Annotated in this window: 6 protein-coding genes; 2 read left to right on the top strand and 4 right to left on the bottom strand. The window is 72.0% G+C overall.

What is annotated here, in order from left to right:
• Nucleotides 1-119: 119 nt before the first annotated feature.
• Nucleotides 120-449, bottom strand: a complete 330-nt coding sequence (locus H5J30_RS11010; RefSeq protein WP_181787250.1) for a winged helix-turn-helix transcriptional regulator — start codon at nt 447-449, stop codon at nt 120-122.
• A 115-nt stretch (nt 450-564) separates the two neighbouring features.
• Here H5J30_RS11010 and H5J30_RS11005 point away from each other — a divergent pair, with 115 nt between their 5' ends.
• Nucleotides 565-1,461, top strand: a complete 897-nt coding sequence (locus H5J30_RS11005; RefSeq protein ID WP_181787249.1) for an NAD(P)-dependent oxidoreductase — start codon at nt 565-567, stop codon at nt 1,459-1,461.
• A 25-nt stretch (nt 1,462-1,486) separates the two neighbouring features.
• On the opposite strand, the gene H5J30_RS11000 is transcribed toward H5J30_RS11005, so the two are convergent.
• The gene (locus H5J30_RS11000) at nt 1,487-2,959 is read right to left on the bottom strand and encodes a glycoside hydrolase family 76 protein (RefSeq protein ID WP_181787248.1); all 1,473 of its coding nucleotides are present in this window, start codon (nt 2,957-2,959) and stop codon (nt 1,487-1,489) included.
• A gap of 187 nt (nt 2,960-3,146) precedes the next feature.
• Between H5J30_RS11000 and H5J30_RS10995 the strand changes: the two genes are divergently transcribed.
• On the top strand, nt 3,147-5,456 hold the full coding sequence (locus H5J30_RS10995; RefSeq protein ID WP_374100965.1) for an AbfB domain-containing protein: 2,310 nt from the start codon (nt 3,147-3,149) through the stop codon (nt 5,454-5,456).
• 115 nt (nt 5,457-5,571) lie between these two features.
• On the opposite strand, the gene H5J30_RS10990 is transcribed toward H5J30_RS10995, so the two are convergent.
• A complete protein-coding gene (locus tag H5J30_RS10990) occupies nt 5,572-6,984 on the bottom strand; it encodes a multicopper oxidase family protein (protein WP_258563246.1) in 1,413 nt (470 codons plus the stop codon).
• A 355-nt stretch (nt 6,985-7,339) separates the two neighbouring features.
• Nucleotides 7,340-8,047 (bottom strand): MMPL family transporter (locus tag H5J30_RS10985; protein ID WP_181787246.1); only part of this gene is annotated, 708 nt, incomplete at its 5' end.

The following is an 8,047-nucleotide window of genomic DNA, read 5'->3' as shown; positions in this document are numbered from 1 at the left end:
GGGCCGTGCGCCCGAGGTGCGCTCCCCCGGTCCTCTCCCGAGCCTGGGCCACACCCGCCGGGGGCACCAGCGCTGCGCCCGCAGTCGGGTGAGGCCCCCGGCACCGGCGCCCGGCCGCCTCACAGGAGGGCTTCGAGCCGCTCCATGTGTTCCTCGCCCCACTCCCCGAGGGGGGTGAGGGCGACGACGAGGGAGCGGCCGAAGTCGGTCAGCGAGTACACGACCTTCGGCGGGACCTGCTCGTGGACCTCGCGGTGTACCAGGCCGCCGGCCTCCAGCTCCCGCAGGTGCAGGATCAGCATCCGCTCGCTGATGCCGTCGACCGTCCGGCGCAACTCGCCGAAGCGCAGCGGTTCCTCGCCGAGCCAGAAGAGGATCAGCCCCTTCCATTTCCCGCCCATGACGTCGATGGCGGCGTCCAGTCCGCAGGTGTAGCTCCGCTTCTTCATCGGCAGCCTCCCTTACAAAAGTGTGGGTACCGAACAGAATTGTAGGTACTTGCGGAAAGTTTGGTGTCCCTCGCAGCATGGACGCACGACGATCGACGGCAGACAGGAGCAAGGCATGACCGGGCAGCACCGCACTCCCGTGACCCTCGTCGGGCTGGGCTCGATGGGCACCGCCCTCGCGGGGGCGTTCCTCGACGCGGGCCATCCGACGACGGTCTGGAACCGGACGGCGGCGAAGGCCGCGCCGCTCGTGTCCCGGGGGGCCGTCCACGCGCGTACGGCGAAGGAGGCGGTCGCGGCGAGCCCGCTGATCGTCACCTGTCTGACCACGTACGAGAACACGATCGAGGCCCTGGAGCCGGCCGCCGCCGAACTGCGCGGCCGGGCCCTGGTGACGCTCAACAGCGGCTCGCCCGCCGGGGCGCGCGGGATGGCCGCGTGGGCGGACGGGCACGGCGCGCGCTACCTGGGCGGGGCGGTCAAGAACGTGCCCGCGGCCGTGGGCGCCGAGGACACCCTGCTGTACTACGGCGGCGACGGCGGCGTCTTCGAGGAGTTCGCCCCGACGCTGCGGGTGCTGGGCGGCGACACCGTCTACCTCGGCGCCGACGCCGACCTCGCGGCGCTGTACGAGATGGCGGTCGGCGGCACCCTGCTCCCGGCGCTCGTCGGCTTCTTCCAGGGCGCGGCGGCGATGCAGGCCCGCGGCCTCACGGCGGACTCGATGGTCCGGTTCACCGTCAAGTGGTTCGAGATGATCAACTCGATCCTGCCGGGCCTCGCCGACGAGATCGACCGGGGCGACTACAGCAAGCCCGCGTCGTCGGTGAACCTGTTCCTGGCGGGCGCCGGCCACGACGCGGAACTCGCCCGGGAGGCGAACCTCGACATGGAGTGGCACAAGCCGTTCCACGACCTGCTCCAGCGCGCCGCCGACGCCGGCCACGGCGACCACAGCATCTCCGCGCTGACCGAGGTCCTCAAGAACCGCAACCGGGACCGGGCCGCGTAGCCCGGCCCCGGTCTCCGGCGGGCCGTTACGGTGCCGCGTTCATCAGGTCCAGTGCGCTCTGCTGGCGGGCCGCGTCCGTCTTGTCCAGCGGCCCGTACCAGCGCAGCCCGTACTGGTCGAGCGGGTTGCGGTCGGCCGCGTGGGCGCGGTCGGCCTGGCGCTGGAGGTAGGCGGTGTACGGGTGGTCGGGCAGGGCGGCGTCGAGCTTGCCCAGGCCGCGGACGTGGGCGCCCTTGAACGACGGGCCGTCCGCGCCGCAGTCGCCCGTCTCGCAGGGGTCGCGGAGTATGCCGTCCGCGGTGTGCAGGGACGGGGCCGTGGTGGCGGCGTCGGCGAGCCTGCGGGCGGTGGTCAGGAGCGCGTCCTCGCCCGTGGCGCGGTGGAGTTCGGTGAGGGCGCCGAGCAGCACGCCCTGGTTGTACGACCAGACCGGCTGGCCGTTGTTGCGGCAGGTGCCGAGGTCGATGCCGTCGTTGACCAGGGAGGAGCCGTTGATCATGCCGGTGCCCTGGAACCAGGTCCAGCCGTCGCGCGCCCGCTCCAGATAGGCGGTGTCGCCCGGGATGCGGTTGTGCAGGGCCGCGTTGAGCTGGATGTAGAGGGAGTTGGAGATGGCGTTCTTGTACGTCTTCGCCTGGCTCCACCACACGCCGCCGCCGCAGGTGCCGTCCCAGTACGCGGCCATGTGGTCGGCGTCGGCACGGGCCGTGTCGAGGTAGCGGCTCTCGCCGGTCAGGTCGTACGCGGCGATCCAGGCCAGGCCCCACCAGCCGGTGTCGTCGATGTAGTCGTTGCGGAACCGGCCCTGGTGGGCGCCGAGTTGCTTGTCGTACGTGGTGGCGATGGCGTACTCGTAGCTGCGCATGCCGCTGACGCGGATGTTGTCGATCACGGCGGTCAGCGCGTTGGCGGAGTTCCACCAGCCGGTGGTGGCGAAGAGTCCGGTGGCGTTGTCGTAGAAGGACATCTGCGCGGTGGCGGCGGCGGTTCTGCGGTCCCAGGCGTTCCAGGTGCTGCGGGCCCAGGGGGTGCAGGCGATGTCGGGGCGGTCGGCTGCCTTTCCGCAGGCGCGCAGGGCGCCGACGCCGCGGGCCGCCCAGTCGTCGACGTTGTACATGCCGGTGCGCCAGCCGCTCTGGCCGGCGGGGACGCTCGTGTCGCCGAGCCGGCTGCCGGAGGACCAGGTGCGGCCGCCGTCGAAGGAGCGGTCGAGCCATACCTCGTCGCCGGGGCCGCCGTTGTCGATGGTCGCCCAGCCCATGGCGCTGTCGTCGTCGACGTGCAGCGCGAGGGTGCGGGAGAAGAGGGTGGCGGTGGCCGCGGTGCGGTCGGCGGTGGCCCGGGCGGGGTCGCGGGCGTCGCAGTAAACGTTGCAGATCTGCGCGGGCCCGGGGGCGGCGGCGGGTGCGGGACGCGCCGCGGATGTGGGGGCGGGGACGGCGGCCAGACAGCCTGCGGCCAGCGCCGCCGTCGCCGTAAGCGTACCTAAGCGCTTCATATCCACCACCCTGACCGGATGTCATGTTTACGTCAATGACTTCGGCCCCGGGTCTGGACGGCGCGGCCGGGTGGTGGTGTCGTACGACGTGAGCCGATTCTTTATAACGTTGTAGAGCCGGAGGAATCCCGTGTCCACTCCCCCACACCTCCAACTCCCGCCACCCGCACACCGGTTACGCGCGCGCCTGCGCGCCCGCGCCGCCGTCTTCGCCCTCGTCGCCGCCCTCCTCGGCACGGGGCTCACCGCCCAGCCCGCCACCGCCGCCGACTGGACGCCCAAGCCCCCGCCGATGACCACCCCCTGGACCGACGACGTCCCCGTCGACGACCCGCTCCCGGAGTACCCGCGCCCCCAGCTCACCCGGCCCGACTGGGCCGGCCTCAACGGCATCTGGGACTTCGCCGTCACCGGCCGCGCCGCCGGGCCGCCCGGGTCGTACGACCAGCAGATCCGCGTCCCGTTCGCCGCCGAGTCCGCGCTCTCCGGCATCCAGCGCCGCATCACCGAGAACGACAAGCTCTGGTACCAGCGCACCTTCACCGTCCCCGCGGACTGGTCCGGCCGCCGCGTCGTGCTCAACTTCGGCGGCTCCGACTGGGAGACGACCGTCTTCGTCAACGGGACCCCGGCCGGCGAGCCGCACCGCGGCGGCTTCGACGCCTTCAGCCGCGACATCACCGACCTGCTGACCACCGGCACCAACACCCTCACCGTCTCGGTGTACGACCCCACCGAGGCCGGCGGGCAGGCGGTCGGAAAGCAGCGCCGCGACCACGACATCGTCCCGCACCCCGGCGGCGGCATCTTCTACACCGCCGCCTCCGGCATCTGGCAGACCGTCTGGCTGGAGCCCGTCGCGCCCGCGCACGTCACCCGGCTCGACCTGGTGCCCGACCTCGGCGACGACACCCTGGAGGCCACCGTCCACGGCGCCGGCGCCGCCGGGCACACCGCGCGCGTCACCGTCCGCGACGGCGGCACGGTGGTCGGCACCGCCACCGGACCGGCCGGCGGCGCGTTCTCCGTACCCGTACCGGATCCGCGGCTGTGGTCGCCGGACGACCCGTTCCTCTACGACGTGACCGCCGAACTCCTCGACCCCGGCGGCACCCCCGTCGACACCGTCGGCAGCTACGCCGGCATGCGCTCCGTCGGCCTCGCCGAGGTCGGCGGCGTCCAGCGGCCGGTCCTCAACGGCGAGTTCGTCTTCCAGACCGGCACCCTCGACCAGGGCTACTGGCCGGACGGCATCTACACCGCGCCCACCGACGAGGCGCTGAAGTACGACCTCCAGGCAATGAAGGACCTCGGCTTCAACATGGTGCGCAAGCACATCAAGGTCGAGCCGCAGCGCTGGTTCTACTGGGCCGACCGGCTCGGCCTGCTCGTCTGGCAGGACATGCCGTCGATGGCCACCGGCAAGACCCCGGACGCCGCGGCGCGCGTGCAGTGGGAGGCGGAGTACGACGCGGTGATCGACCAGCACCTCAGCTCCCCCTCGCTGGTGACCTGGGTGAACCAGAACGAGGGCTGGGGGCAGTACGACCAGGCCCGGATCGCCGACGAGGTGAAGGCCCGCGACCCCTCCCGGCTGGTCGACAACATGAGCGGCGTCAACTGCTGCGGCTCCGTCGACGGCGGCAACGGCGACCTCGTCGACAACCACGTCTACGTCGGCCCCGGCAACACCGCGCCCGAGGCGGACCGCGCCGCGGTCCTCGGCGAGTACGGCGGCCTCGGGTACAAGGCCCCCGGCCACGAGTGGTACCCCGGCGGCGGCTTCAGCTACGAGGACCAGCCGAGCCCGGCCGCGCTGAACGACCGCCTCACGGGGCTCCTCGACGACCTGCGCGAGCACTCCCTGCCCGCCGGCCTGTCGGCGTCGGTCTACACCGAGACCACCGACCTGGAGAACGAGGTCAACGGGCTGCTCACGTACGACAGGCAGGTCACCAAGGTCGACGCCGCGCGCGTCCGGGCCGCGAACGAGGCGCTGATCGCCGCCTCCCGCGACCCCGCGCCGCCGGAGGCGCTGCCCGTGGGCGAGTACGTCTCGCTGCGCGTGACCACCCCCGGCCACACCGACCGCTACCTGCGCCACACCGACGCCCTGGCCGCCACCGAGGTCGTCACCGCGGGCAGCGGCGACCTGCTCAAGCAGGACGCCACCTGGAAGGTCGTACGCGGCCTCGGCAACCCGCTGTGCTACTCCTTCGAGTCCCGCAACTACCCCGGCGAGTACCTGCGCCACCGGGAGCACCGGGTGCGCCGCGAGGCGGGCGACGGCGCGCTGTTCCGCGAGGACGCCACGTTCTGCGCGGCGCCCGGCAGCGGCGGGGTGCGGCTGTCGTCGGCGAACTTCCCCGGCAGCTTCGTCCGCCACATCGGCTCCGAGGTCTGGCTCGCCCGGCAGGGCGCGGGGCACCCCTGGGACGACCCGGCCACGTTCACCGAGGACACCACCTGGTCGGTGGCGCCGCCCTGGGCGCCGTGACCCCGTGAGCGACGCCGGCCGGGGAGCACGTCCCCGGCCGGCGGTCCCGGCGTCGGGTCCCGGCGTCAGGCCCCGGCGCCGGGCTCCAGTGCGAGGGCCGTGTCGGGCCCCGGCGTCAGGCGATCTTCATCGTCGCCATCATGCCCATCGCGGAGTGGTCGAGCATGTGGCAGTGGTAGACGTACGAGCCGCGGTGGGTGTCGAACGTCGCCTGGACCCTGACCGTCTCGTTCGGCCGAAGGTTGACGGTGTCCTTCAGCCCCGCCTCGCCCGGACCCGGGGCCTGGCCGTTGCGGTCCAGGACGCGGAACTGCACCAGGTGCATGTGGAAGTTGTGCCACGCCACCTGGTTGAGGTTCTTCACGGTCCAGATCTCGCTGGCGCCGAAGCGGACCTGCTGGTCCACCCGGGCCGGGTCGTACAGCTTCTCGTCGATGTACGCCTGCGGGTCCGGCCGGCCGTCCTCGTCCATCCGCAGGGTGACGGTGCGCTCTGCGGTCGGCCGGGGCAGCGGCGGCAGCTCGCGCAGCACGTCGGGGACGCGGCTGGCGTCCTTCGCGGTCCGGACGATGTCGAAGCGCAGCACCTGGCCGACGAGTTCGGGGTTGCCGAAGCCGCCGGTGTTCTTCAGCACGACGCTGCTGCCGACGGCGTAGCGGGAGAAGTCGATGACGACGTCGGCGCGCTCGGCGGCGGACAGCGGGATGGTGGCGGTGCGGTGCGGGCGGGGCAGCAGTCCGCCGTCAGAGCCGATCTGGATCATCTCGCTGCCGTCCTCCAGGCCCAGTTCCATGAAGCGCTGGTTGGAGCAGTTGAGCAGGCGGATGCGGTACTTGCGGGCGGCGACCTGGACGTACGGGTAAGCCTTGCCGTTGGCGATCATCGTGGAGCGCTGCCGGTCGCCCATCGTGTAGTGCAGGCCGGTCGCGTCCACGTTGGCGTCGCGGACGGCGATGGGCAGGTCGTACTGCCCGGTGGGCAGCGGCAGGGCCTCCTCGACCTCGTCGGTGAGGAGGTACTGGCCGGACAGCCCGCGGTAGACGTTCTCGGACTCGATGTGGTGCGCGTGGTCGTGATACCAGAGCGAGGCGTGCGGCTGGGTGTTGGGGTAGTAGTACGTACGGTCCTCGCCCGGGGCGATGGTCGCCATCGGCTGGCCGTCGTGCTGCGCCTCCACCTCCCCGCCGTGCAGGTGCACCGAGGCGGGCACGTCGAGCCGGTTGCGCTGCTCGATGACGACGGGCCGGCCCCGGCGCGCCCTGATCAGCGGCCCCGGGAAGTCGCCGTTGAACGTGAGCACCTGCGACTGGATGCCGGGAAGTATCTCCGCGGTGGCCGGCCGCATGGTCATCACGTAGACGTCGACGCCGCCGCCCGTCGAGACGGGCGACAGCACCGTGGGCCGTGGCATGGGCTGGGTGAAGGGCGTGGCCGCGGGTGCCGCGGCGTTCGCCGGCTCCGCCCCGGCCGGTGCGGTCGCCAGCGGCACTAACGCCGCTCCGGTCACCCCCACGCTCGCTGTGGCCATACCCGCAGCGAGCACCCTGCGCCGACTCACCATGAAAGTTGCCTCCATTGGACTGTGTAACTGCGTGCGCCCCGGATCGCCCGCCGCCACGGCGCTGTGGCGGGCGGGGATCGGGGATGAGGGACGAGGGATGAGGTCGCGGTGTCCCGAAGTCCCGAGGTCCTGTCACCCGGGCCGTGGACCGTCCGTGCGGTGCGGTCACCGCCTGCGCGACCCGCACCTCGCATCGGCAGTATGGAACGTCCCACTTGGTGATGACTTGATTTCATGCAGGAGGGATGGGAGGCAAAGCCCGAAGCAGACTGATTTATTCTTCAACGACTTGAACACGAGTCGCATGCGGCACTTCTGCCGCTCACCGCTTGACGGGCAGGCGGGGCGGCGGCGGGACCGCGGCCTGCGGCACGGGGGCGCTCTCGCTCAGCCCGAAGCGGCGGTGGAACCGGCGCAGCGGGCCCGGGGCGTACCAGGCGGAGCGGCCGAGGAGGCGCATCGCGGCGGGGACGAGGACGCCGCGTACGGCCACCGCGTCGATGAGGATGGCCAGCCCGCTGCCCAGGCCGAACATCTGCATGAAGCTGATCTGGGCGGTGCCGAAGGCGAAGAAGCTGACCGCGAGCAGGCAGGCCGCGGCGCTGACGATACGTCCCGTGTGCGCGAGGCCGTCGGCCACCGCGGTCCCGGTGTCCGCGCCCTGGTCGTGCAGTTCCTTGATCCGGCTGGTGACGAACACCTCGTAGTCCATGGACAGGCCGAAGGCGATGCAGAACATCAGCATCGTCATGGACACCTCCATCGGCTGGGCGGTGAAGCCGAAGACCGAGGAGAGGTTGCCGTCCTGGAACATCCACGTCATCACGCCCAGGGTCGCCCCCAGGCTGACGAGGTTGAGCACCAGCGCGCGCAGCGGCTGCACCACGCTGCCGGTGAAGAGGAAGAGCAGCAGGAAGGTGGTGAACACGACGAGCGCGACGGCGATCGGCAGCCGGTCGGAGATCGAGTCCTTGGAGTCCACGAGCGCGGCGGCGGTCCCGCCGACCTGGGGGTCGGCGCCCTCGGGCGG

This window comes from Streptomyces phytophilus (genome assembly GCF_013870535.1).
Lineage (GTDB): Bacteria > Actinomycetota > Actinomycetes > Streptomycetales > Streptomycetaceae > Streptomyces > Streptomyces phytophilus.
The sequence above is the reverse complement of the archived record's forward strand: the minus strand, read 5'-3'. Positions and strand labels throughout refer to the sequence as shown.

Coding starts and splice junctions, on each gene's coding strand:
- H5J30_RS10990 (WP_258563246.1), bottom strand. CDS start 6,984: ATGGCCACAGCGAGCGTGGGGGTGACCGGAGCGGCGTTAGTGCCGCTG.
- H5J30_RS11005 (WP_181787249.1), top strand. CDS start 565: ATGACCGGGCAGCACCGCACTCCCGTGACCCTCGTCGGGCTGGGCTCG.
- H5J30_RS11010 (WP_181787250.1), bottom strand. CDS start 449: ATGAAGAAGCGGAGCTACACCTGCGGACTGGACGCCGCCATCGACGTC.
- H5J30_RS11000 (WP_181787248.1), bottom strand. CDS start 2,959: ATGAAGCGCTTAGGTACGCTTACGGCGACGGCGGCGCTGGCCGCAGGC.